This is a genomic window from Sodalis sp. dw_96 (genome assembly GCF_018449575.1).
Classification (GTDB): Bacteria; Pseudomonadota; Gammaproteobacteria; order Enterobacterales; family Enterobacteriaceae; genus Acerihabitans.
In genome coordinates, this window is the sequence record NZ_JAAVUT010000034.1 from 1 (window position 1) to 23018 (window position 23018).

22 protein-coding genes, 1 tRNA gene and 2 pseudogenes are annotated in these 23018 nt (G+C 58.0%); 7 read left to right on the top strand and 18 right to left on the bottom strand.

Annotated features, from left to right (window positions below; translation table 11 throughout):
• Positions 1-101: 101 nt before the first annotated feature.
• The gene (dinB, locus tag HB631_RS25830; RefSeq protein WP_213994051.1) at positions 102-1175 is read right to left on the bottom strand and encodes a DNA polymerase IV; all 1074 of its coding nucleotides are present in this window, start codon (positions 1173-1175) and stop codon (positions 102-104) included.
• Positions 1176-1358: 183 nt separating this feature from the next.
• Between dinB and dpaA the strand changes: the two genes are divergently transcribed.
• Positions 1359-2090 (top strand): peptidoglycan meso-diaminopimelic acid protein amidase, encoded by a 732-nt coding sequence (gene dpaA, locus HB631_RS25835; protein ID WP_213994052.1) that lies wholly within the window; start codon positions 1359-1361, stop codon positions 2088-2090.
• Here dpaA and HB631_RS25840 read toward each other — a convergent pair.
• From HB631_RS25840 to HB631_RS25850, 3 genes are all read right to left on the bottom strand, one after another.
• Positions 2061-2828: a class II glutamine amidotransferase gene (locus HB631_RS25840; protein WP_213994053.1), complete on the bottom strand. Its 768-nt coding sequence runs from the start codon at positions 2826-2828 to the stop codon at positions 2061-2063. The genes dpaA and HB631_RS25840 overlap by 30 nt on opposite strands.
• A 76-nt stretch (positions 2829-2904) precedes the next feature.
• Complete coding sequence (lpcA, locus tag HB631_RS25845) at positions 2905-3489, bottom strand: D-sedoheptulose 7-phosphate isomerase (protein WP_213994054.1); 585 nt, start codon at positions 3487-3489, stop codon at positions 2905-2907.
• A gap of 258 nt (positions 3490-3747) precedes the next feature.
• Positions 3748-4332, bottom strand: a complete 585-nt coding sequence (locus tag HB631_RS25850) for a YceI family protein (RefSeq protein WP_213994055.1) — start codon at positions 4330-4332, stop codon at positions 3748-3750.
• Between the two features lie 396 nt (positions 4333-4728).
• Between HB631_RS25850 and HB631_RS25855 the strand changes: the two genes are divergently transcribed.
• Positions 4729-5889 (top strand): pyridoxal phosphate-dependent aminotransferase, encoded by a 1161-nt coding sequence (locus tag HB631_RS25855; protein ID WP_213994056.1) that lies wholly within the window; start codon positions 4729-4731, stop codon positions 5887-5889.
• Positions 5877-6650: an amidohydrolase gene (locus HB631_RS25860; RefSeq protein WP_213994057.1), complete on the top strand. Its 774-nt coding sequence runs from the start codon at positions 5877-5879 to the stop codon at positions 6648-6650. Before HB631_RS25855 ends, HB631_RS25860 begins: the two co-directional genes overlap by 13 nt.
• A gap of 617 nt (positions 6651-7267) precedes the next feature.
• On the opposite strand, the gene uraH is transcribed toward HB631_RS25860, so the two are convergent.
• The 8 genes and pseudogenes from uraH to HB631_RS25895 all read right to left on the bottom strand — a co-directional run bounded on the left by uraH (position 7268) and on the right by HB631_RS25895 (position 13111).
• Entirely contained in the window at positions 7268-7603 is a 336-nt protein-coding gene (gene uraH, locus HB631_RS25865; protein ID WP_213994058.1) for a hydroxyisourate hydrolase, read from the bottom strand.
• Positions 7603-8097 (bottom strand): 2-oxo-4-hydroxy-4-carboxy-5-ureidoimidazoline decarboxylase, encoded by a 495-nt coding sequence (gene uraD / locus HB631_RS25870; protein ID WP_213994059.1) that lies wholly within the window; start codon positions 8095-8097, stop codon positions 7603-7605. Before uraD ends, uraH begins: the two co-directional genes overlap by 1 nt.
• Before the next feature lie 155 nt (positions 8098-8252).
• On the bottom strand, positions 8253-9545 hold the full coding sequence (hpxK, locus tag HB631_RS25875) for an allantoate amidohydrolase (protein WP_255557308.1): 1293 nt from the start codon (positions 9543-9545) through the stop codon (positions 8253-8255).
• Positions 9542-10786 carry an alanine--glyoxylate aminotransferase family protein gene (locus HB631_RS25880; RefSeq protein ID WP_213994060.1) on the bottom strand — a complete coding sequence of 415 codons (1245 nt, stop codon included), beginning with the start codon at positions 10784-10786 and terminating at the stop codon, positions 9542-9544. The genes hpxK and HB631_RS25880 overlap by 4 nt, the downstream gene beginning before the upstream one ends.
• Positions 10787-10926: 140 nt before the next feature.
• Positions 10927-11061, bottom strand: a pseudogene (locus HB631_RS25885) (amino acid ABC transporter ATP-binding protein); the annotation flags it as partial.
• Positions 11055-11228 (bottom strand): annotated as a pseudogene (locus tag HB631_RS27210) (amino acid ABC transporter permease); the annotation flags it as partial. The pseudogenes HB631_RS27210 and HB631_RS25885, both read right to left, overlap by 7 nt.
• A gap of 13 nt (positions 11229-11241) precedes the next feature.
• Positions 11242-12033, bottom strand: coding sequence for a transporter substrate-binding domain-containing protein (locus HB631_RS25890; RefSeq protein ID WP_213994061.1), 792 nt, complete (start codon positions 12031-12033; stop codon positions 11242-11244).
• Positions 12034-12265: 232 nt separating this feature from the next.
• Positions 12266-13111 (bottom strand): MurR/RpiR family transcriptional regulator, encoded by an 846-nt coding sequence (locus HB631_RS25895; protein WP_213994062.1) that lies wholly within the window; start codon positions 13109-13111, stop codon positions 12266-12268.
• A 142-nt stretch (positions 13112-13253) separates the two neighbouring features.
• Between HB631_RS25895 and HB631_RS25900 the strand changes: the two genes are divergently transcribed.
• A complete protein-coding gene (locus HB631_RS25900) occupies positions 13254-14840 on the top strand; it encodes a gamma-glutamyltransferase family protein (protein WP_213994063.1) in 1587 nt (528 codons plus the stop codon).
• A 276-nt stretch (positions 14841-15116) separates the two neighbouring features.
• Positions 15117-15500 carry an oxalurate catabolism protein HpxZ gene (hpxZ, locus tag HB631_RS25905; protein ID WP_213994064.1) on the top strand — a complete coding sequence of 128 codons (384 nt, stop codon included), beginning with the start codon at positions 15117-15119 and terminating at the stop codon, positions 15498-15500.
• A 14-nt stretch (positions 15501-15514) separates the two neighbouring features.
• On the opposite strand, the gene puuE is transcribed toward hpxZ, so the two are convergent.
• The 3 genes from puuE to HB631_RS25920 are packed head-to-tail and all read right to left on the bottom strand — an operon-like array spanning position 15515 to position 17977.
• Positions 15515-16489, bottom strand: a complete 975-nt coding sequence (gene puuE, locus HB631_RS25910; RefSeq protein ID WP_213994065.1) for an allantoinase PuuE — start codon at positions 16487-16489, stop codon at positions 15515-15517.
• Between the two features lie 28 nt (positions 16490-16517).
• Positions 16518-17255 (bottom strand): aspartate/glutamate racemase family protein, encoded by a 738-nt coding sequence (locus HB631_RS25915; RefSeq protein ID WP_213994066.1) that lies wholly within the window; start codon positions 17253-17255, stop codon positions 16518-16520.
• On the bottom strand, positions 17252-17977 hold the full coding sequence (locus HB631_RS25920) for a GntR family transcriptional regulator (protein WP_213994067.1): 726 nt from the start codon (positions 17975-17977) through the stop codon (positions 17252-17254). The genes HB631_RS25915 and HB631_RS25920 overlap by 4 nt, the downstream gene beginning before the upstream one ends.
• Before the next feature lie 158 nt (positions 17978-18135).
• On the opposite strand from HB631_RS25920, the gene HB631_RS25925 reads away from it, so the two are divergent.
• Positions 18136-19632 carry an NCS1 family nucleobase:cation symporter-1 gene (locus tag HB631_RS25925; RefSeq protein ID WP_213994068.1) on the top strand — a complete coding sequence of 499 codons (1497 nt, stop codon included), beginning with the start codon at positions 18136-18138 and terminating at the stop codon, positions 19630-19632.
• A 161-nt stretch (positions 19633-19793) separates the two neighbouring features.
• Here the strand turns inward: HB631_RS25925 and HB631_RS25930 are convergent, their stop codons facing one another.
• From HB631_RS25930 to dnaQ, 3 genes are all read right to left on the bottom strand, one after another.
• The gene (locus HB631_RS25930) at positions 19794-21062 is read right to left on the bottom strand and encodes a chloride channel protein (protein WP_255557310.1); all 1269 of its coding nucleotides are present in this window, start codon (positions 21060-21062) and stop codon (positions 19794-19796) included.
• A gap of 353 nt (positions 21063-21415) precedes the next feature.
• A tRNA-Asp gene (locus HB631_RS25935) sits at positions 21416-21492 on the bottom strand.
• Between the two features lie 134 nt (positions 21493-21626).
• On the bottom strand, positions 21627-22394 hold the full coding sequence (dnaQ, locus tag HB631_RS25940) for a DNA polymerase III subunit epsilon (RefSeq protein WP_213994070.1): 768 nt from the start codon (positions 22392-22394) through the stop codon (positions 21627-21629).
• A gap of 46 nt (positions 22395-22440) precedes the next feature.
• On the opposite strand from dnaQ, the gene rnhA reads away from it, so the two are divergent.
• The gene (gene rnhA, locus HB631_RS25945; protein WP_213994071.1) at positions 22441-22908 is read left to right on the top strand and encodes a ribonuclease HI; all 468 of its coding nucleotides are present in this window, start codon (positions 22441-22443) and stop codon (positions 22906-22908) included.
• Positions 22909-23018 lie beyond the last annotated feature (110 nt).

Here is a 23018-nt window from a genome sequence, read left to right on the forward strand (position 1 = left end):
GTAGGCCCGCTTACACGGAACGTGCAACGGGGCCTCGGTCGGACAGCTTACACCAATCATGCAACGGGTCCTGCAGGGGTTGGGGGAGCGCAGCTCCCCCCTCACAAAAACAAATCATCTTCCCAGTTAAATATCAGCTGCCGCTCAATCTGCGGATCCAGCAGCGTCACATGCAGCCCCACCAGCCTCACGCCCCGGTCACCGCGCCTCTGCTCCCACGCCTGGCGGGCAATCTGCAGCAAATCGTCTTTATTCAAGACCGGCCACACATGCTCCTGGGTGGTTTGCTGGAAATCGGCGAACTTCAGCTTGATGCCCTGCCGGGCGATATGCAAATCCGGCCGCACCCGCGCCAGCCGGCGCTCCAGCTCCGGATACAGCGCCTCGATAATCTGTACGCACGCCTCCCAGCCGTCGATATCCTGCTCCAGGGTGCGCTCCACCCCAACAGACTTACGCAGCCGATCGGAGGTGACTTCCCGCTCATCGATCCCCAACGAGCGCTCCCAAATAACCCGGCCGAATTTGCCAAACTGCCGCAGCAGCGCCCCCAGGTCATAACGCTGCACATCGGCACAGGTATTAAGCCCCATATCCGCCAGTTTTTTCGCCGTGACTTTGCCCACACCGGGTATTTTACCCAAGGGCAACTGCTGCAAAAAAGGGGCAACCTGCTCGGGGGTGATAACGTATAAACCGTCGGGTTTGTTCAAATCGGAGGCGATTTTGGCCAGAAACTTCACCGGCGCCACCCCGGCGGACGCGGTAAGGCGCAGTTCATGGGCGACATCAGCGCGGATAGCCTGGGCCATTCGGGTGGCCGACCCGTTGTAATACGGGCTGTCGGTAACATCCAGATAAGCTTCGTCCAGCGACAGCGGCTCGATTAACGGCGTATAACGGCTAAAGATTTCACGAATATGTGCCGATGCTTCTTTGTAGGCGCTGATGCGCCCCGGCAGCAGCTTAAGGTGGGGGCAAAGCTTCATGGCCATGGCGGTGGACATGGCGCTGTGCACGCCGAACACCCGGGCCGGGTAATTGGCGGTGCTGATGACCCCCCGCTTGTCCGCCCGGCCGCCGATGGCGATGGGGATATCGCGCAGGCTGGGATCGTCGCGCATTTCAACTGCCGCGAAGAAACAGTCCATATCGACATGTATGATTTTGCGCATTTGTCCCCCTTTAACTGTATGAGTATACAGTAAGTAGGAGAATATATACAAAACGTATCTTGATAAAAGTTCGGGCAGTGATATCGTGTCGCTGTTTATATAGTTTACATTGGCGTTTTTATACGGTTTGCCGGCAATAATTATTGCTGGTTTGTTATTTATTTTGACTACGCAGGAATGATAATGAGCAAAATCGCACTGCTGTTTGCGATGTTGTTTTGTATACCGGCATTCACCTCTGTCAGTTATGCCAGTGAGCAGACGCAAGTTATTTCAAATGAATTGAAAGCCCAATTACTCGGCTCACCGGTATTTATTCAAATCTTCAAAGAAGAACGGACCCTTGAGCTCTATGCCCAGGTAGGTTCCGAGTACCGCTTGATAGGCAGCTACGGCATCTGCAACTTCTCCGGCGGGCTGGGCCCGAAACGGGTGGAGGGGGATTTTAAAAGTCCGGAAGGTTTTTATACCATCGACAGCCGTAATTTACAGCCCAACAGCCATTATTACCGGGCCATCAATGTCGGTTTTCCCAATGCCTATGACCAATCCCGCGGCTATTCCGGCGCCATGCTGATGATACATGGAGATTGTCGTTCCATCGGCTGTTACGCCATGACCGACAGTTATATCGCTGAAATTTACCGCTATGTGGAAGCGGCATTAAGAAACGGCCAGGGCGCGATAAAAATTCATATTTACCCGTTCCGTATGACCCAGGCAAATATGCAGCGCCATCGTTACTCCACCTATTATTCTTTCTGGCAACAGTTGCAGCCCGGTTATGCCTTTTTTGCCGAGCACCACCAGCCTGCGGCGGTGGCGGTGGTCAACGGCCAGTATGTGATAGGGACGCCGATGCAAATGACCCGCACACCCGTGCCGTCACAGCTCGCGCTCACCCAGCCGAAATAACACGCTCTCCCCTGGCGCAACCTTGTGCCAGGTTTCATTGCCCGTCAGCGGCTGGGTGGCGATCACCGTCACCACGTCGTTCGGCGTGGTCTGCCGCTGGAAATCAATCTCCACATCCTGATCGATAAGCGTGGCCTTGCCGAACGGCGCCCGCCGGGTTATCCAGTAAAGCTCGGTGGAACAATATCCCATGACAAAACGACCGTCGGACAGCAGCATATTAAAAATGCCCTTTTGCCGCAGCTCTCCCGCCAGGGTCTCGATATAACGGAACACCGACGGCCAATGGCTGGGAGTCCGCGGATAACGCTCCGCCAGCCGGGCCAGCAGCCAGCAAAAAGCAAATTCGCTGTCCGTCTGCCCCACCGGACGATAAGGACTGGTGTCCAGCTGGTGATATCCCCGCAGCTGGCCGTTGTGGGCAAAGGTCCAGTTCCGTCCCCAGAGTTCACGGGTAAAGGGGTGGGTGTTTTCCAGCGATACCCGCCCGCGATTGGCCTGGCGGATATGGGAGACCACCGCGCAGGATTTGATAGGATAGTCCTGCACCAGCTTGGCGATGGGTGAGCTGATGCTCGGCAGCGGATCCTTGAAGGTCCGGCAACCCAGTCCCTCATAGAACGTGATACCCCATCCGTCCTTATGCGGCCCGGTGCGGCCGCCCCGCTGCACTAACCCGGTAAAGCTGAAGCAAATGTCTGTCGGTACATTGGCACTCATCCCGAGCAGTTCACACATGACCCTCTCCTGTTCCACGCAATCCCGATAACGGCGCGACATTACAATGCCGCCGCCATCCGATTCCGTTACTGCATTACGCTGCCACAGCCATCTCTTTTTCAATCAGCTGGATCAGTATGTGAATCGACTTGATATGAATCTCCTGGATACGATCGGCATAACCGAAATGGGGAACGCGAATTTCCACATCGGCGGTACCGGCCATTTTGCCGCCGTCTTTGCCGGTAAGCGTAATGACCTTCATGCCTTTGGCCCTGGCGGCCTCGACGGCGCGGATAATATTGGCCGAGTTGCCGGAGGTGGAGATGCCCAGCAGCACATCACCCTTATTGCCCAGGGCTTCGATATAACGGGAAAACACGAAATCATAACCGTAATCGTTGCTCACGCAGGATAAATGGCTCACGTCGGAAATGGCGATGGCCGGATAAGCCGGGCGATTGTCGCGATAGCGTCCGGTGAGCTCCTCGGCGAAATGCATGGCGTCGCAATGGGAACCGCCGTTGCCGCAGGACAGCACTTTGCCCCCGGCTTTGAAGGAATCGGCGATAAGTCTGGCCGCGTCTTCAATGGATTGAATATTTTTTTCGTCTTTCAGAAAGTTAGCCAGCGTCAGCGCGGCTTCGTTAAGTTCACTACGAATCAAATCCTGATACATAAGTCCCTCGGTATAGGCTCGCAAATTCAGAAAATCTTCGGTAACCAGTTTACCGGATTGACGAAACCGCGAGAAGCGAAGATGGCTTGGGACAGCGGACCAACAGCAGGAAAATCACTATTTGTGAGCCAGATTATCATCACGGGATAAAAACGTGGAACAATCAGTACGGGATCGAAGGGGTATCAAGGGGATGACTCGCTGCCGGAATAAGCGGTTATCAAGATACAACCACTCGCCGGCAGCGGAACGGGCGGGTTATTTCACCAGGGCTTCGGTGGAAATGGTTATCACCACGGCATCGCTCACCATGGGCACATATTTATCCAGCCCGAATTCAGAACGTTTGATGGTGGTGACGGCGTTAAAACCAACCGCCTGTTTTTTCTCCATCGGATGCTGGCCTATCTTGTTCAGCACCGCGTTTAGAATCACCGGTTTGGTAATATCCTTGATTTTCAGGTCGCCATACACTTTATATTTGTGGGCGCCTTCGCTGACAATTTTTGTACTGTGGAAGGTGGCTTGGGGATAAGTGGCCTGATCGAAATAATCCTTGCCCTTAAACTCCTCCGTCAGTTTTTGCACGTGGGTATCAACACTGTCGATGGGAATGGTTACGTCGACTTGTGATTGGGTGATTTTTTTATCATCCAGCACAATATTGCCGGTGACATTGGAAAAATTCGCGGTGGGATTGGAAAAGCCGAAATGATTCCAGGAAAACACCACCGAGGTATGGGCGGGATCCATAACAAAAGTCTGTGTTTCAGCCCGGGCGAAACCGGACAGCGCGCCAAAGGCGATAATCATCGGGACAATGCTTTTTTTTACATTAATCATAGGGTTCTCATAGAAAAAGTTAACGGAGTAACGTGCGTGTTATAATGGCGTTAAAGGCGAATGAATAATAGGCCATATATTTGTACGACTATTTCAATTGTTTTGATTAACTTATTGAATAATTCCCCAAAATATTAATCCCCTGTCAGTGGAAGCAAACCCGGTTAGTCTTAGCCCAATCAATCTGACTGAACGACCTACATTCACTCTAACCGTCCCTCTCTTTGGCTGAAATAACCCTGATTTCCCTTCCGCCGCCGTTAAATAATTTCTTCGCCGGGCTTATGTATCGATGTATGGCGTTTAGCCGTTTACCCATCTAAACGTCCCGATTGTCAATTGTACCCAGCGTGTTATATTGGATCCAAAACCGGCTTCTAAGAGTGGTCGTTAAGCATGAGCAGCAAATCCTTCATACCTGAAAGCAAACTTCCGTCGTTGGGCACCACCATCTTTACCCAGATGAGCGCGCTGGCCCAGCAGCATAAGGCTATTAACCTGTCCCAGGGATTTCCGGATTTCTCCGGTCCCGGCTATTTGAAAAAAAGGCTGGCCTACCACGTCGAACAAGGCGCCAACCAATATGCGCCGATGACCGGCGCCGTGGCGTTGCGGGCCGCCATTGCCGATAAAACCGAACAGATCTACGGCTGGCGCCCCGATGCGGACAGCGAGATTACCGTCACCGCCGGCGCCACCGAAGCGCTGTTCGCCGCCATCAGCGCGCTGGTTCGCAGCGGCGATGAGGTGATTTGTTTCGACCCGAGCTACGACAGCTATGCCCCGGCGGTAACCCTGGCGGGGGGCGTTACCCGCCATATCGCCCTGCAGCCGCCGTCGTTTCGCGTCGATTGGGACGCCTTCCGGGCCCAATTAACCGATAAAACCCGACTGGTTATCCTGAACACGCCGCATAACCCCTCCGCCACCGTCTGGCAGCCGGAAGATTTTGCGCAGCTGTGGCAGGCCATCGCCGAGCGGGAAATCTATGTGCTCAGCGATGAGGTCTACGAACATATCTGCTTCGCGCCCCAGGGCCATGCCAGCGTGCTGGCCCATCCGCAGCTGCGCCAGCGGTCAATTGCCGTCTCGTCGTTCGGCAAGACCTACCATATGACCGGCTGGAAAATCGGCTACTGCATTGCGCCGCCGGTGCTCAGCGCCGAAGTGCGCAAGATTCACCAATATTTGACCTTTGCGGTGAACACGCCCGCCCAGTTGGCCATTGCCGATATGCTGAATGCCGAACCGCAGCACTGGCAGCAGTTGCCCGACTTCTATCGCGAGCGGCGCGATCATCTGGTCAACGCACTGGCGCCGAGCCGGTTCAAAGTGCTGCCCTGTGAAGGCACCTATTTCCTGCTGGCGGACTACAGCGCCATATCCGATATGGACGATGTGGCGTTCAGCAAATGGCTGACGGTGGAAGTGGGGGTTGCGGTCATTCCCCTGTCGGTATTCTGTGCCGATCCTTTCCCCCACAAACTCGTCCGCCTGTGTTTTGCCAAACAGGATGCCACCCTTGACGCCGCCGCGGAGCGCTTATGTCAACTCTGAAAATCAGCGTATTGCAGCAGCCGCTGGCCTGGATGGACGGCGAGGCCAATCTGGCGCATTTCGACGGTCTGCTGGCCGATGCCGCCGGGCGCGATCTGATTGTCCTGCCGGAAATGTTCACCACCGGCTTCGCCATGGAGGCGGCTAATAATGCCCTGCCCCAGGGGCGGGTGGTGGAGTGGCTGCACAAATGGGCGGTATCCGCCAAGGCGATGATATGCGGCAGCGCCGCCATCAGCACGCCGGACGGCGCGGTAAACCGCTTTTTGCTGGTAGAGCCTTCCGGCCAGGTCCATGTGTATGACAAACGGCATCTGTTTCGCATGGCGAAAGAACACCAATATTATCAGGCCGGGCAAAAACGGCTGGTGGTGGAGTGGCGCGGCTGGCGCATTCTGCCGCAGGTCTGCTACGACCTGCGCTTCCCGGTATGGTCGCGCAACCGGCAGGATTATGATTTGGCGCTCTATGTCGCCAACTGGCCGGCGCCCCGCGCCGGTCACTGGCAAACCCTGCTGGCGGCCCGCGCCATCGAGAATCAGGCCTATGTGGCCGGCTGCAACCGGGTCGGCACCGACGGCAACGGCCATCACTACAGCGGCGACAGCATGATTATCGATCCGACGGGCAACGTGCTGGCCCAGGGCAGACCGCAGCAGGCGGTATGCCTCGAAGCCGAATTGTCATTGGATACCTTGCGCGATTACCGCAAAGCATTCCCCGCCTGGCTGGATGCGGATAATTTTCAGCTGGATTTTTAACCGTAGTACCGCGGCACGGTAGGCCCGCTATCACCGATAAGGCTTCGAGCGTGTTAAAGGGAGACCGTGCCGATGAGGTCGAAGCGGGCGTGGTTTTTCCGCCCGCCGGAGTGCCTCATGGCTCGGTAGGCCCGCTGTCACCGATCAGGCATCGAGCGTGTTAAAGGGAGACTGTGCCGATGAGGTCGAAGCGGGCGTGGTTTTTCCGCCCGCCGGAGTGCCTCATGGCTCGGTAAGCCCGCTAACACCGATCAGGCATCGGACGTGTTAAAGGGAGACCGTGCCGATGAGGTCGAAGCGGGCGTGGTTTTTCCGCCCGCCGGAGTGCCTCATGGCTCGGTAAGCCCGCTAACACCGATCAGGCATCGAACGTGTTAAAGGGAGACCGTGCCGATGAGGTCGAAGCGGGCGTGGTTTTTCCGCCCGCCGGAGTGCCTCATGGCTCGGTAGGCCCGCTAACACCGATCAGGCATCGAACGTGTTAAAGGGAGACCGTGCCGATGAGGTCGAAGCGGGCGTGGTTTTTCCGCCCGCCGGAGTGCCTCATGGCTCGGTAGGCCCGCTATCACCGATCAGGCATCGAGCGTGTTAAAGGGAGACCCGTGCCAAAGGGGTTTTCAGCTACCCCGATAAGTCGACCAGCCATAGGGGCTGACCAGCAGCGGCAAATGCAGATGTTCGTCGCCATCGGCCAGATAGAAATCAATAATGGCGCTGCCGTACAGCGTGCGGCGCCCGTCGGCGACGAAATACTCCCTGATCCCGGCGCTTAAGCGATAATGCCCCGGCGGCACGCCATCAGGGGTTAACCCTGTCAACCGCCCGTCGGCGCCGGTAGTGCCGCCGGACAACCTAACCCAATCGCCGTCCAGCTGCAACTCCAGCACGATCTCCATACCCGCCGCCGGTTTACCCAGCGACGTATCCAACACATGCGTGGTAATGGTTCCCATTATGAAAGTCCCTGTCGTAAGCGTAATAGGGCAATTTCCCGCAGCTGTTTCGCCGTCTCCGACTGCTCCTGCCCGACGCCGTTTTGCAACCGATGCCGCAAACAGGCCAGGATCTCCTCGCCGCTGCGCCCGGCGGCGCGAATCAGAAATATCCGGCCGAATTTGGCTTCATATTGCCGATTGCCTTCCCTTAACGCGATTTTCAGCCGCTCATCGCCATCAGTCAGCACCGGTTGCTCCCGGCGGGAATGCTCGGCGGCGGCGTCATTATGTTCCCGAGACTCCCCAATGCGCGGATGTTCTAATAATGCTTCATCCACCTGTTCTGCCCCCCACCGCCGGGCGGCATCATCGGCAAAGGCCAGCAGTTCATCCAGGCCGCTAAAAGGCCGGGCGGCGATGATGTCATCGGCCCAGGAACCAACGGCGGCGCAAACCAGCAGCAGAGGTTTCAATAGAGCCGCGTCGGCGTGATTAAATTCATCAAACGTCATCAAAAATAGTCGCCAAGTATTAACCCGCTTTCAAGTTTAAGCCGATATCCCCCGTGGCGCCTGCCAGGGCGAGAAGTTTCTCAAAAATCAGCCCGCCTTCAGGCTCAAGCTTATATCCCCCGTGGCGCCTGCCGGGGCGAGAAGTTTCTCAAAGATCAGCCCGCCTTCAGGCTCACGCCGATATCCCCCGCGGTGCTCGTCAGGGCGCTGACGGCATCAAAATAGGCCCGCAGTGCGACGGCCACGTCCGCTTCCGCCACCCACTCGTCGGGATGATGGCTGATACCCCGGCGGCAGCGGATAAACAGCATCCCCACCGGCCAGCATGCCGCCAACGCAATGGCGTCATGTCCGGCACCGCTGGGCAAACGCGGGCTGCTGCCCTGTATGCGGCACAGGCTCTCCGCCAGTTTCGCTTGAAGTATCGCATCACAGGGCGTGGCGCCGATATGATAAAACTCTTCCGCGCTAAAGCCGATACCGCGCCGGGAAGCGATGGTGCCGGCCAGGCCCAGCAGCGCGGTCACCAGACCCTGCAGCTCCTCGCTGTCCGGACCGCGCACATCCAGCGTCAGGTTCACCTCGCCGGGGATCACGTTTACCGCCCCCGGCAGGCATTGCAGCGTGCCGACGGTGGCCACCATTTGTGGCCCGCGGGCAACGGTGAGATCGTCGATTTGCGCAATCCAGCGCGCGGCGGCGCTCAGCGCGTCTTTACGCAGAGGCATCGGCACCGTGCCGGCATGGCCCGCCACGCCGGCGAACCGGCAATTCAGGCGTCGGGCGCCGTTGATGGCGGTCACCACCCCCAGCGCCGCTCCCGCCTGTTCCAGGCAGGGACCTTGCTCGATATGCAATTCCAGATAGGCGGCGAAGGCGTTTGCATCCCGTTTGGCCTGGAGGATAAGGGCGGGATCCAGCCCGGCCCGGGTCATGGCCTGCGCCACGTCGATGCCTTCCTCGTCTTTGCGCCCCAGCCAGTCCGGCGGCCAGGTGCCGGTAATCCCCCGGCTGCCCAGCAGGGCGATGCCGAAGCGCGTGCCTTCTTCGTCGGCGAAACCGATTACCTCTATGGCCCTGGGCAGGCGCAGTTGCCGCTGATGAAGAAAGTACACCAGCTCTATGGCGGCCAACACCCCCAGCATACCGTCATAGCGACCGGCGTTACGAACCGTGTCCAAATGGGATCCCAGCAGGATGGCAGGCAAATCCTGTTGCTGCCCTTCGTAGCGGCCGCAGATATTGCCCACGCTGTCCTGCCAAACCCGCATACCCGCCGAGCGCATCCATTCACCTACCTGTCGATTAGCCAGCAGATGTTCCCGCGACAGGTAGGTGCGGGTCAGTTGGCCCGGCGTTTCGCTGATGCCGGCCAATATATCGCAGCGCTCCATTATACGCCGGGCGCCAGCGGCGGCGGATGGCTCGGGCATTCCATAGTCGGTCATGATGGCTGCTCCCTCTGGTAATGATCCCAGGCCGCCTGCAGGCCGGCCCCGCGGGGACCGGCGAAGCCCAAACGATGCAGCACCCCTTCCAGGGCGCTCAGGGTTTGCATCACACAATCCTTGCGCGCGTTATAGCCCATAGTGCCGATACGCCAGATTTTTCCCTTCAGCGGTCCGAACGAGGTGCCGATTTCAATGGCGAAATCGTTCAGCATCATCTGCCGCACCTGTTCGCCGTCAATGGCGGTGGGGATAACCACCCCCAGCACATTGTTCATTTTGTGGCGCCTGTCGCCGAAGACTCCGAGGCCCATGGCGTCGATACCCGCCAGCATCGCCCCGCCGTGCAGTTTATGGCGTTCAATGGCCGCATCAACCCCTTCCTCCAGCAACAGCCGGGCGCATTCACGGGCGGCGAACAGCATGCTGGTGGCTTCGGTATGGTGATTTAAGCGTTCCGGTCCCCAGTAATCCATGATCATGCCGAGATCGAAATAGTTGGAATAAATCATCCCATCGTCGCCATCCCGGTGCTCGGCGGTGCGAATCCCCTCCTCCACGCATTTACGGCGGCGAATGACCGCTTCACAGCGGGCGCTGAGGGTGACCGGGGCGCTGCCGGAGGGACCGCCGAGACACTTTTGCAAGCCAGCGGAAACCGCATCCAGGCCCCAGGCATCGGTTTCCAGGGCATTGCCTCCCAAGGAGGCGGTGGCGTCGGTGTAAAACAGCACATCGTAACGACGGCAGATCTCCCCCAATCCTTCCAGGGGTTGCAACATGGCGGTGGAGGTATCCCCCTGCACGGTAAGCAGCACCCGCGGACGCACGCGTTTCACCGCGTCTTCAATCTGGTCGGGGCTGAATACCTCGCCCCAGGGAGCCTCGATGATATGGACCTCGGCACGGCAGCGCCGGGCGATTTCACACAGCAGATGGCCGAACCGGCCGAATACCGGCACCAGGACCTTATCACCGGGGCGAATCACCGACAGCAGCACCGCTTCGATACCGGCGCGTGACGTGCCGTCCACCAGCAGCGTCCAGGGGTTTTCGGTCTTGAACAGGACGCGGTATAGCGCCATCACTTCGTTCATATAACCGGTCATGGCGGGATCGTATTGTCCCACCAGTTGGCTGGCCATCGCCCGCAGCACCCGCGGATCGGCGTTTATCGGACCCGGCCCCATCAGCAGGCGGGAGGGTGGATTAATTTGATCGTACTTTGCATTATCCAACATGAGTTATCCTTTGATACCACCATTCGATTTCGTTAGATGACCGATAATCTTCGGATTGCCGCAGGTCGGGCCACGCATCCTCGGGGACAAACGTAGAGGCGATGGTCGGGCATTCACGGGGCCGCGCAGCGGGATAATAGTCAGGCATCGCCCAAACCGCGCACCGAGGCGATAAACTGTTTCAGTTCCGCCGTTTGCGGCCGGGCGAACAGCTGACGGCTTTCCCCCTGCTCCCACACTTTGCCCTGATGCATAAACACCACCCGATCCCCCATACCCGGCCCGGCAGCGCATATCGGCTGCAGCGGATAGCCGCCCCGCAGATACCGATGGCGATGCCGCCCACGGTGGCCACGGCAGCCAGCATGATAGTCACCCACAGGCCGGACAGCAGTTGGGGCAGGTAGGGCCACAACGCCGGGAAGTTAAGCTGATAGGTCATGGGGTCGGCATCCTCAGGCGCCCAAATCCGCCGGCAGCGGCGCTTTCATCCATTTCTCAGACAGACTGTTCAGGGTATTGTCCTTCAGCGCGTCGGTGATAAGCGCGTTGACCTTCTCCTTCAGCACCGGTTCATCCTTGCGCAGGCCGATAAAACAGGGGGAATCCTTCAGCATGAATTTCGGCACCGGCGCTTTGGCGGGGTTTTGGCGGGCAATGGCGCTCACCACCAGATTGCCGGTGGCCACATATTGCACCTGGCCGGACATATAGGCCGACAGCGTGGTGTTGTTATCCTCGTAACGTTTGATTTGTGCATCTTTCGGCGCCAGGTCGGTCAGAACCAGATCCTCCACCGCGCCGCGGGTCACCGCTATGGTCTTGCCGCTGAGCCCGGCCGGCGCTTTCAGCCCGTCGTCCTTCGGCCCGAAAACGCCGAGGAAAAACGGGGCATAGGCCCGGCTGAAATCGATGGCCTTTTCCCGTTCGGCGTTTTTGCCCAAACTGGATATCACCAGATCCACCTTATCCGTTTGCAGGTAAGGCACCCGATTGGCGCTGGTTACCGGCACCAGTTGCAGCTTGAGCTTCATCTTGTCGGCCAGGTAATGCGCCATATCGATATCGTAGCCTTCGGCCTGCATATCGGTGCCGATGGAGCCAAAAGGCGGGAAATCCTGCGGGATGGCAACGCGCAGCACGCCGCGCTGCTGGATTTGCTGCCACTGATCGGCCATGGCCGCGCCGGCTTGGCTAAGCAACAGGACCGCGCCCGCCAGGGCTATAAGCTGTTTTCTGATAGTCATTCTCGGTTTCCAAGGTGAAATGATGAAACTAATGATTCTACAATCAGGCAATCTGCAACTAATGTGCCAAATGAAGCCTTGAATTTTCCCTGCGCGCGGGCGCAGCGTAACCTGTTGTTAAACGCGGGCAGACGAGGAATTAACGGTTTTTCGCGTGCTGTGGATTAGCTTTTTCAGCGAAGGCCGGCTGCACCAGCAGTGGGCGGACGCACCACTCCGGCGCGCCGTTTTCTTACGTGCGGCGCTGCTCGAGTTCGTCCAGGGAGCCGTACCAGTCCGCAATGTTATGGATGCGCTGCCGCCCCTGGGCCAGGGTGTCATGCAACAGCGCATTACTGATTAAGTTCACCAGGCTCATGGCCGACGAATAGGAATCAAACGCCGATACGCTGTCCAGCGGCGTGGCCAAATGCCAGCGCGCCAGCGGGATCAAGGTCTGCGCCTGTGGCTCGCTTATCAGCAGCACCGGCACGTTATTGTGCTGAAGTTTTGCCAAGAACGGGCGGATTTGCGGGGTACGGCGGCGAAACGCCACCACCACCACCATATCCTCGCCGGTGAGATCAATCACCTCTTCCGCCAGGGTTTGCCCGGGCTGAGGCAGCAGGTTGACCTGGCTGCGCACCTGCAACAGCTGCTGACGCAGGTGCATTGCCACCGGATAACTGTTGCGCAATCCCACCAGGCACAGACGCCGGGCGTGGCTCATGGCCTGGATCACCGCGGAAAACTGCGGGCCGTCCATTTGGTTGACCCAGTGGGTCAGGTTAGCCATTTCCTGCTTGTAATGCCGCTCCAGCAGTGTATTGCCCAGCACCGCGTCGCGGCGATCCGTCAGGGGCAAACCGCTTTGGCGCAGCGTGCGCAGTTCATCGCGCACCTGGCGGTAATTCTCATAGCCCAAACGCCGGAACAGCCTGCTCACCGTCGCCTTGGACACCCCGCTCAGCCTCGCCAATTCGGCGCTGTTATAGCTGGTCATATCGTCAAAATGATCGGCAATGAATCCGGCTATGCGCTGTTCCTGCGGCGACAAACGGGCATAAGCGTCACGCAGCCGCTCATCAAAAGGCGTCATGTTCCCTGATTCCCTGTTACTTTCGTTTCAACTTACCCTAGCATAACTTGCGTTATGTCACCTATGTCAATCGCGGTCCGCACGTTGGAACGCCTCTTGCTTAACTCACCTTATCCATCCATGGCGACAGGACTAAGCCCCCATGAATCACAGTAATATCGCGCCTATGGGAATGGCGGTTACGCCCCATCATCTGGCCAGTGAAAGCGCCCTGGCCATTCTGCGCGCCGGCGGTAACGCCATCGACGCCATGGTTGCCGCCGCCGCCACCATCTCGGTGGTCTACCCGCATATGACCGGCCTGGGCGGCGACGGTTTTTGGCTAATAGTGCCGCCGCAGGGGGAACCTGTGGCTATCGACGCCGGCGGACCGGCGGGATCCCTTGCCTCCAGGACGTTGTATGACGGGCTGGCGGCTATCCCCCATCGCGGCCCGAAATCGGCCCTGACCGTTGCCGGTACGGTGGCGGGATGGGCGGAGGCGCTAATGCTGTCGCGGGAAATGGGCAATCCGTCGCTGCCGCTCTCCCACCTGCTGGCGGATGCCATTCGTTATGCCGCCGACGGTATGCCGGTGTCATTATCCCAGGCCCGGGCCTCCGCGGATAAATTCGATGAATTGGCGGAACAGGCAGGTTTTGCCCGGCAGTTCCTGCCTCAGGGTAAACCTCCCGAGGCCGGCAGCCGGTTTATCCAGCCGCAATTGGCGGATACCCTCACCCGTCTGACGCTGGAAGGGCTGAACAGCTTTTATCGCGGACCGCTGGCGGCCGATATGGCCGAAGAAATGGCTCTGCTGAGCATGCCCGTCACCACCGGCGATTTGGCGGCGTTTCATGCCCGGCGCGTTACCCCGCTGCGTTTGCGGCACAGCGCGGGAGAAATATTCAATCTCACACCGCCCACCCAGGGTTTGGTCTCCCTGATGATCCTCGGGCTGACGGATCGTCTCCCCTGGGCCAATGAATCGGAAAGCCATTCCATTCACGCTATTGTCGAGGCCACCAAACTGGCCTTCGAGACTCGGGACAGCTGTATTACCGATGCGCGGCACATGACATTTGATGCACAGGGGCTGCTGGCGCCGCCGATGCTGGACGCACTGGCGGAACGCATAAACAGCCGCCGGGCGGCGCCCTGGGGCAGCATCCTGTCGCCGGGAGATACGGTATGGATGGGCACCGTTGACAGCAGCGGCCTGGCGGTCTCCTTTATCCAGAGCCTCTACCATGAATTCGGCAGCGGCGTCCTGCTGCCAAAAAGCGGTGTGCTGTGGCAAAACCGCGGCGCGTCATTCAGCCTGGACCCGACGCATCTGCGGGCCCTGGCCCCCGGTAAATATCCTTTCCATACCCTGAATCCCGCCGCGGCGAAACTCCATGACGGACGAACGATGATCTACGGCTCCATGGGGGGCGACGGCCAGCCGCAAACCCAGGCGGCGCTGTTTACCCGCCATATAATGCAAGGAATGCCGCTGCAGCAGGCGATTTCCGCACCCCGCTGGCTGCTGGGACGCACCTGGGGACAGTCCACCGATACGCTGAAACTGGAGGGGCGCTTTCCCGCCGCGTTGGCGGCCTCCCTAAAGGCCCTCGGGCACCAGGTGGAAATGCTGCCGGATTTCAGCGAAGCGGTGGGACATGCCGGGGCGATTGTCCGCCATACCAACGGCATGCTGGAGGGGGCGTTTGATCCGCGCGGCAACGGCAGCGCCGCCGGATTTTAACTACTATAACCGAGGTATGATCATGGACCGGGCCGAAGGGGACACATAGAAATAATCGTTAAGGAGGAATTGAACGCGCTACGCAAATCAATCAGAAAACTATCGAAACTGACGGTCAGTGCTTGCTGGAAAACGCCAATACGGGCATTCTGGCGCAGCCCTTTTTAAATAGGCGGTCAGAGAGTATTTTAACGGATAGTATTTGAACGGATAGCATTTGAACGGATAGCATTTGAACGGATAGTCTCTAAACGATCCAGCAAGAGTGTACGCAGCATGAAAAGTGAATTTATCGATCGCCCCGCGATATTAGCAGAGGTTAACGCCGCCTTTTACCGCTACGAACAGGCGCTGATTACCAATGATGTCGCCGTGCTGGATGAATTGTTCTGGCACGACCCGCGCACCATACGCTACGGCGCCGGTGAAAATCTTTACGGTATCGAGGCTATCCAGGCCTTCCGGGCAACGCGTCCGGCCAACGGGCTGGATCGGGTATTGCAAAACACCGTGATAACCACCTTTGGCGATGATATGGGTGTGGCCAGCACCGAATTTACACGTGAAAACACCGACCGCATCGGCCGGCAAACCCAAACCTGGGTAAAACTGGCCTGCGGCTGGCGGATCGTCGCCGCCCACATCAGCCTGCTGGACTAACCCCGGGAGACCATTCATGTTCCGGCCGGGTGGGGGGGTACAAAAGGATGATGGGAAATCCAATGCTCGGCAATGTCCTGCCGCCGACAAATCCATACCCGCTCGTGCTGCTGGATATAATCCAAAAAGCGCTGTAATGCCCTAAAACGCCCCGGCCTGCCGAGAATGCGGCAGTGCATGCCTACCGACATCATTTTGGGGGAAGTCTCCCCTTCTTCGTACAGTACGTCAAAGCTGTCCTTCAGATAGGAAAAGAACTGCTCGCCGCTGTTGAACCCCTGGGGAGTCGAAAAACGCATATCGTTCGTTTCCAGGGTATAGGGGACAATAAGATGCGGCTTAACCGATCCGTCGGTACAGGCCACCTGGGTCCAAAACGGCAGGTCGTCACCGTAATAGTCGCTGTCATACAAAAACCCGCCGTGCTCCACTACCAGCCGCCGGGTATTGGGGCTGTCGCGGCCGGTGTACCACCCCAGGGGAATCTTGTCGAACAGTTCGGTTAGCGCCTCAACCGCCTGGTGCATATGCTGGCGTTCGGCTTTGGCGTCCATGCCTTGATAATGCAGCCAGCGCCAGCCGTGACTCACCACATCGTATTTCCCCTGTTTAATGGCCTCCACCACCGGCGAATTGCGCGCCAGGGCCATCGCCACGCCAAAGATCGTCAAAGGCAGGCCGCGGCGCTGAAACTCCTGGTGAATCCGCCAAAAACCGGCCCTGGAGCCGTATTCATACAACGACTCCATTGACATATGACGCTCCGGATAGCTGGCGGCGCCGATAATGTCGGAGAGAAACTGTTCAGAGCCGGTATCACCGTGCAATACGCTGTTTTCCGATCCCTCTTCATAATTCAGGACAAACTGGACGGCAACGCGGGCATTGCCGGGCCAGGCGGCATAAGGCGGCTTTCCGGCATAACCGATAAGATCGCGGGGATAGTTCTTATTGAAGGAAAAGCTCTTTTTTTCGGTGGCTTCGGTCATGGGCAGTTCCTTTTTAGGCGCTTATATATCAGTTTAGTCCCTTAAAATACCCGGTAAGTTCTTTTTGGATGGGAAAATTTAGGTCGCCCTGCTTACTGGTGGACAGCTTCATGCCGTGCAAAGACTCAATGAGCTTCACCGCCGCGCTCACACCGTCAATCACCGGCATGCCAAGTTCATCGGTTAATGCCAGGGCCAGATCCGCCATGCCGGCGCAGCCCAGCACGATGGCCCCCACGCCATCTTCACGTTTGGCCTCCAGGCATTGTTCACGCACCTTGCACCGGGCCAGGCCGGAGCCATCCTCCAGGGACAGCACCGGCAGATCGATGGCGCGCAGCCGGGCGCAGTGCCGCTCAAAACCGTATTGATGCAGCAAATGGCGCGCGATGATCAGGGTGCGCGGCAGGGTGGTCACCACCGTAAAGCGGGTCGCCACCAGCGTCGCCATATGCATGGCCGCCTCGGCGATGCCGATAACCGGCGCCGACGCCAATTCACGCGCCGCCAGCAGCCCCGGGTCGCCGAAACAGGCGATCACATGGCCGTCCACCCCCTGCTCCCGCCCCTGTTTCACCCGTTGCAGCACACCGATGGCGGCAATGGCTTCGTCAAAGTGCCCCTCGATGGACGGAGCGCCCTCGTCAGGACACACCGCGAAGATGTCCGTACCCGGCGCGGCCACGTCACGGGCCGCCGCGAGTATACGCTCGGTCATGGGAAGGCTGGTGTTGGGATTGATCAATTGTATACAACATGAGGTCATACCGATTCTCCCTTGACGGCAACACCGAACAGTCGTGCAAAGTCCTGCGTCGTTTCACCGCCGCGCTCAAACCGCAAATTCGCCAGGATATCGTCGAAATGGCGCTGCATTCGCTCCACCAAAGGCTCGGCGCGGCGGCCTTTCAACAGCTCAAGCAATTCATGATGATCGTGGCAGCGACACCCCTGCTGCCAGGGCGCGCCATAAGCGGCGATCACCAGCGACGAGCGCAGCGTGAGCTGCGATACCATCTGGGTGAGCACGTCGTTGCCGGATATGGACTGCAACTGCACATGAAACAGAGCCGAGAGGCGGATGGCCGTCGCGCCGTCCTGGGTATCATGAGCTTGTTGCTCCTCATCCATGATGGCTTTGAGGGCGGTAATATGCGCCGCTTCACACCGCGCCGCCACTGCCGGCAAGTTAGCGCATTCCAGCATGCAGCGAGTGGCGAGAACGTTGCGGGCTTCATCCACCCCCGGCGTCGCCACCTGTGCACCGCGTTTGGGCGTAAGGGTAATCAACTGCACCGCCGCAAGGCGCTGCAACACTTTTCTGATCCCGGTACGGCTGACGCCAAACACCGCCGCCAGCGATTCTTCCGGCAATTTGCTGCCCGGCGGCAGTTGGTGTTCGACAATGGATTTCACGATCGCATGGTAGATTTTATCGTCTTTATCTTGCGAAAAAATGACGGTTTTTAGCCCGTACCAACTGGACATGCCACACTCCTGTATACGCAACGATATCTTATCGTATACGTAAAATAATTATTTTGTATACAATCTTCTCAACACTTGGCCTGAATCCTGCAAAACCTTCCCCTGTCAGATCTTAATCATCTTCCATTCACGGGTTAGTGTTAAGAGGAGCAGTTTCCATGCCAAACAGTCACAGTATGACCCCGAAAACCGGATCCATCGATCACAGCCACTACAGTCCTAAGCTCACTAATGATGATCTCGCGCCTACCCGTCAACAAAACTGGAGCTGGTATAATATATTTTCTTTTTGGATGTCCGATGTGCACAGTATGGGCGGTTACGTGGTGGCGGCCAGTTTCTTCACCCTGGGTCTGGCCAGCTGGCAGGTGTTAATCTGTCTGCTCTGCGGTATTTGCATTGTGCAGATTTGCGCTAATCTGGTGGCTAAACCGAGCCAGATGGCGGGAGTGCCTTTTGCGGTGATCTGTCGCCAAGCCTTCGGAGTCTTCGGCGCCAATATACCGGCGGTAATCCGCGGGCTTATTGCCTTTGCCTGGTATGGGATACAAACCTTCCTGGCCGCCAACGCACTGATGCTGGTGCTGTTGAAATTCTTCCCTGACCTGTCATCGATGACCAAAGACCACTGGCTGGGACTCTCAACCCTGGGCTGGATGTGCTTCGGCCTAATGTGGTTTTTACAGGCGATGGTGTTCTGGCACGGCATGTCGGCCATCAAGCGTTTTATCGATTTTGCCGGCCCGGCGGTGTATGTGGTCATGCTGGCCCTGGCCGGCTGGATCCTCTATCAAACCGGGCTGAGCAATATCTCTTTCACCCTCAGCAGCAAGGCGCTGTCCAACGGACAGCAGGCCTGGCAAATGGTCACCGCCATTGCGCTGGTGGTCTCCTATTTTTCAGGGCCGCTGTTGAATTTCGGCGACTTCTCCCGCTACGGTAAAAGCATGGACGAAATCCGCCGGGGCAATCGCTGGGGACTGCCGTTTAACTTCTTATTGTTCTCTATTGTCACCGTGGTCATTGTTTCCGGCACCCAGAGCCTGTTCGGGCAAATGATTACCGACCCCATTGAAACCGTCAGCCGGGTCGGCAGCAGCGTGGCGGTGGCCTTAGGCCTGCTCACCATGATCATTGCCACTATCGGAATCAATATCGTGGCCAATTTCGTTTCGCCGGCCTTCGACTTTTCCAACTGCTCGCCGCAAAAAATCAGCTTTCGCACCGGCGGCATGATAGCGGCGGTGGGTTCGGTGCTGCTGACACCCTGGAATCTTTTCCAGTCGCCGGAATTGATTCATTACACCCTGGATGTGCTGGGAGCCTTTATCGGTCCGCTGTTCGGTATCCTGGTGGCGGATTTCTACCTGATCAAGCGTGGCAAAATCTCGGTGGACGATCTGTTTAACGCCACGCCGAGCGGACGCTATTGGTACCGGAACGGTTTTAATCCGAAAGCGGTCATGGCGCTGGTGCCGGCGGTGGTCATCGGCCTGGCCATCAGCTTTACGCCGGGTTTGCATCAGGTGGCGAACTTCAGCTGGTTTATCGGCGTCTTCCTGGGCGGCGGCTGCTACCGCTACCTGGCGCGCCGCGATCGGGTGGTTGATCCCGCCATGAATTACGCCGGAATGGTTTCCGCACCGAAGGAGTAATTCCAATTGGGAAAATTTTCATCGCTGCCGGCCGCCATGGATAGCGCGCCCAAGGAAGGGTGCCGATGAGGGAACGAATACCGTCACTGACGCAACTGCGGCTTACAGGCTTAACGAGCTGTAGCCCATCGCCGCCCCGGGTTTAGGTTAATCCGGGCGGTTCAGGAGTTACCCAGCCATTTGCCGCACAGACGGCAGGTACAGGCCGAGCCCGCCACCGCCAGAATAATCGGCACCAGGAAATCGTGGTCGATACGGGTGAACTCGGTGATAAGCACAATGGCCGTCAGCGGCATGCTTATGGAAGCGCCAAGGAAGGCGGCGGCTCCGATAACCGCAAAGGCGCCGGCCGGTATGCCGGGCCACGCCAGGCTCCACAATCCCCCCAGCACCACCGCCAACAGCGCCCCATTGGACAGCCCGGGGGTCAACAACCCGCCCTCGGCGCCGACCCGGATACTGCTGGCGGTAATAGCCACCTTGATGATCAGCAACACCGCCGCCGCGGCCATGGTCACCTCACTGGCAAAACCCAGCTGGGCCGCGCTTTTGCCATTTCCCAGCAGCGCCGGCAGCCAGACGGCCAAGAGTCCGATAATGGCAAAATTGATAAACGACAGCACCGGCAGCAGGTTATTACGCACAACTCGATTGCGGGCCGCCGTGGTCAAACGGACAAATCCGTAGGCCGCCAGCCCGAACAGCGGGCCGGTGATCAGCGACCAGGCAATAAGGGAAAGGGTCAGGGGAAAATGGGCGACGGCATACATCGGTTCAGCGCCGAGCCCCAGCCAGGCAACGGACGCGGCGATAGCCGAGGCGGTCAAGGCCGCAACGGCGGCTTGCCAGCTGACGGTCTGCAATAAGACTTCCAACACAAACACCCCACCCCCCAACGGCACGTTGTACACCGCCGCCAGGCCGGCCCCCGCGCCGCAGGCCACCACCAGACGGCGCTGTTCAAAGCTTAAGCGGGCGTAATGGGACAGCCAGCCGCCCAGCAAGGCCCCCGCCTCCCGTGGCGCCACCTCGCGCCCCAGGGGCGAACCCAACGCAACGGTAATGATTTGCAGCAGGATATGCGACAACGTGGTAACCGGCGGCATCAGCGGCGCCTCGGCGCCGATGGCTTGCTTGATGCTCACCAGCTTGCGGCCGTACCGATGCACCAGCCACCAGCCGATGCCGGCCACCAGGCCGCACAGGCATAGAACGGCGACCCGGCGCTGCGGGGAAGACGCGCTGACCCCCATCAGAAAGCTCTCAGGGCTGATAATGCTGTCCAGGCTGTAGCCATAGGCCAAATGCTGGACGGTATGCAGCAGCAGCGCAAGGAACATGCCCGCCACACCGGCGCCGATGCCGGTCAGTATGATGATAAAGGCAAACATACCCGTCGACGCGGCGGTCGGTTGGTGATTTAGGGACATCTGATCTCCTGATATACCCGTCATACTTCAAGTTGCAGGTTCGTTGGCTTTCCTCGCTCACCCCAGTCACTTACTGTAGTAAGCTCCTGGGGATTCGCTGCGTTGCCGCCTTCCTGCAACTCGAACTATTTAGTGTATAGAACGTTACCGGCAAAATGATGGCACAACGACTTATATTCGGAAATAGCTTTTAAAGCAGTATGTTGTGAGATTGGTTTCAGTACGTTTCTGCATAGAGGCCCAGCAGGTTTCAGGGCTATGTATCAGAGCTATATTTCAGCGCTATATTTCAGGGAAAGGAACAAACAAAAAAAACGGGCCGCGGTATTACCGTGGCCCATCTCGAATCTTGTTGGCGGTGTGGACGGGACTCGAACCCGCGACCCCCGGCGTGACAGGCCGGTATTCTAACCGACTGAACTACCACACCGCACATGTGCTTTGTCGGGAAAGCGAGGCGAATAGTACGGTCCGCGCCGGGTGGCGTCAATGCTTTTTACGCCGGCGGCAATCGTTTGGCGATAATTTCGGCATAACGCTGTTTTTAAAGGCGCATGGAAAAATTTAATGGGACTGGGGTTCTTCCTGCGGGCGCCAAAGGCAGCTGCCGCCTTTCTTTTTCACCAGATCCAGGCGATGTTCATGGGCGGCCAATTCCTCCTCGCTGGCATAAATCACCGTCAGCGCCGACTGCGGGCGCTGCACCCGCTGGATATGCTCTCCTCCCTCCGCATTGGTCCGCCCGCTCTCGCCTTCCATGGAAAAACGCATCGCGGTTTGCCCGCCGGTCATGGACAGATAGACATCCGCCAATATTTCGGAGTCCAGCAACGCGCCGTGCAGGGTCCGTTTGGAATTGTCTATCAAATAACGATCGCACAAGGCATCCAGGCTGTTGCGCTTGCCGGGGAAAAGCTTACGGGCCAGCACCAGGCTGTCGGTGATGGTACAAAAGGTCTCGGTCTTGCCGATACCGCGATTGAGCTTTCCAAATTCGTAATCCATAAAGCCGATATCGAACGGCGCATTATGGATAACCAGCTCGCCGCCACGGATGAACTCCATAAACTCATCGGCAACGTCGCCGAACGTGGGTTTATCCGCCAAAAATTCATCGCTGATGCCGTGAATATTATAGGCCTCGGGGTCCACCAGCCGATCCGGTTTCAGGTAAACGTGAAAATGCCGGCCGGTCAGGCGGCGGTTGATCACTTCAACCGCGCCGATTTCAATAATTCGATGACCTTCGTAATGCACCCCCAGTTTGTTCATACCGGTGGTTTCGGTATCAAGAACAATCTGCCGCGTAATTCCAGTGCCCGTAGCGCTCATTTATGTCAGACTTGTTTTTTTTTAACATGAAGGTAGTCTACCAGATATGCAGAAGCAGGTAGAAATATTCACCGACGGTTCTTGCCTCGGCAATCCCGGGCCAGGGGGCTACGGGGCGATTTTACGCTATAAAGAGGTTGAAAAGACATTCAGCGCCGGCTACCGGCTCACCACCAATAACCGCATGGAGCTCATGGCGGCGATTGTTGCGCTGGAAGCGCTTAAGGGCCCTTGCGAAGTGGTCATCAGCACCGACAGCCAATATGTGCGCCAGGGCATTACTCAATGGATTCATAATTGGAAAAAACGCGGTTGGAAAACCGCTGAAAAAAAACCGGTTAAAAACGTGGATCTGTGGCAACGGCTGGATTTAGCCATTCAGACTCACGTACTGCGCTGGGATTGGGTGAAAGGCCATGCCGGCCATCCCGAAAACGAGCGTTGCGACGAATTGGCCCGCAGCGCCGCGTTGAATCCCGCTTTCGAGGATATCGGCTACCGGCCTGAAGCCTAGGGCCGGCGGCAGCAATCCCGCTTTCAAGATTATCGGCTACCGGCCTGAAGCCTAGAGCCGGCGGCGGCAATCCCGCTTTCAGGATTATCGGCTACCGGCCTGAAGCCTAG

Bases quoted from the DNA above. Each gene is read 5' to 3' on its own strand.
- dinB (WP_213994051.1), bottom strand. From the start codon at position 1,175: ATGCGCAAAATCATACATGTCGATATGGACTGTTTCTTCGCGGCAGTT.
- dpaA (WP_213994052.1), top strand. From the start codon at position 1,359: ATGAGCAAAATCGCACTGCTGTTTGCGATGTTGTTTTGTATACCGGCA.
- HB631_RS25840 (WP_213994053.1), bottom strand. From the start codon at position 2,828: ATGTGTGAACTGCTCGGGATGAGTGCCAATGTACCGACAGACATTTGC.
- lpcA (WP_213994054.1), bottom strand. From the start codon at position 3,489: ATGTATCAGGATTTGATTCGTAGTGAACTTAACGAAGCCGCGCTGACG.
- HB631_RS25850 (WP_213994055.1), bottom strand. From the start codon at position 4,332: ATGATTAATGTAAAAAAAAGCATTGTCCCGATGATTATCGCCTTTGGC.
- HB631_RS25855 (WP_213994056.1), top strand. From the start codon at position 4,729: ATGAGCAGCAAATCCTTCATACCTGAAAGCAAACTTCCGTCGTTGGGC.
- HB631_RS25860 (WP_213994057.1), top strand. From the start codon at position 5,877: ATGTCAACTCTGAAAATCAGCGTATTGCAGCAGCCGCTGGCCTGGATG.
- uraH (WP_213994058.1), bottom strand. From the start codon at position 7,603: ATGGGAACCATTACCACGCATGTGTTGGATACGTCGCTGGGTAAACCG.
- uraD (WP_213994059.1), bottom strand. From the start codon at position 8,097: ATGACGTTTGATGAATTTAATCACGCCGACGCGGCTCTATTGAAACCT.
- hpxK (WP_255557308.1), bottom strand. From the start codon at position 9,545: ATGACCGACTATGGAATGCCCGAGCCATCCGCCGCCGCTGGCGCCCGG.
- HB631_RS25880 (WP_213994060.1), bottom strand. From the start codon at position 10,786: ATGTTGGATAATGCAAAGTACGATCAAATTAATCCACCCTCCCGCCTG.
- HB631_RS25890 (WP_213994061.1), bottom strand. From the start codon at position 12,033: ATGACTATCAGAAAACAGCTTATAGCCCTGGCGGGCGCGGTCCTGTTG.
- HB631_RS25895 (WP_213994062.1), bottom strand. From the start codon at position 13,111: ATGACGCCTTTTGATGAGCGGCTGCGTGACGCTTATGCCCGTTTGTCG.
- HB631_RS25900 (WP_213994063.1), top strand. From the start codon at position 13,254: ATGAATCACAGTAATATCGCGCCTATGGGAATGGCGGTTACGCCCCAT.
- hpxZ (WP_213994064.1), top strand. From the start codon at position 15,117: ATGAAAAGTGAATTTATCGATCGCCCCGCGATATTAGCAGAGGTTAAC.
- puuE (WP_213994065.1), bottom strand. From the start codon at position 16,489: ATGACCGAAGCCACCGAAAAAAAGAGCTTTTCCTTCAATAAGAACTAT.
- HB631_RS25915 (WP_213994066.1), bottom strand. From the start codon at position 17,255: ATGACCTCATGTTGTATACAATTGATCAATCCCAACACCAGCCTTCCC.
- HB631_RS25920 (WP_213994067.1), bottom strand. From the start codon at position 17,977: ATGTCCAGTTGGTACGGGCTAAAAACCGTCATTTTTTCGCAAGATAAA.
- HB631_RS25925 (WP_213994068.1), top strand. From the start codon at position 18,136: ATGCCAAACAGTCACAGTATGACCCCGAAAACCGGATCCATCGATCAC.
- HB631_RS25930 (WP_255557310.1), bottom strand. From the start codon at position 21,062: ATGTCCCTAAATCACCAACCGACCGCCGCGTCGACGGGTATGTTTGCC.
- dnaQ (WP_213994070.1), bottom strand. From the start codon at position 22,394: ATGAGCGCTACGGGCACTGGAATTACGCGGCAGATTGTTCTTGATACC.
- rnhA (WP_213994071.1), top strand. From the start codon at position 22,441: ATGCAGAAGCAGGTAGAAATATTCACCGACGGTTCTTGCCTCGGCAAT.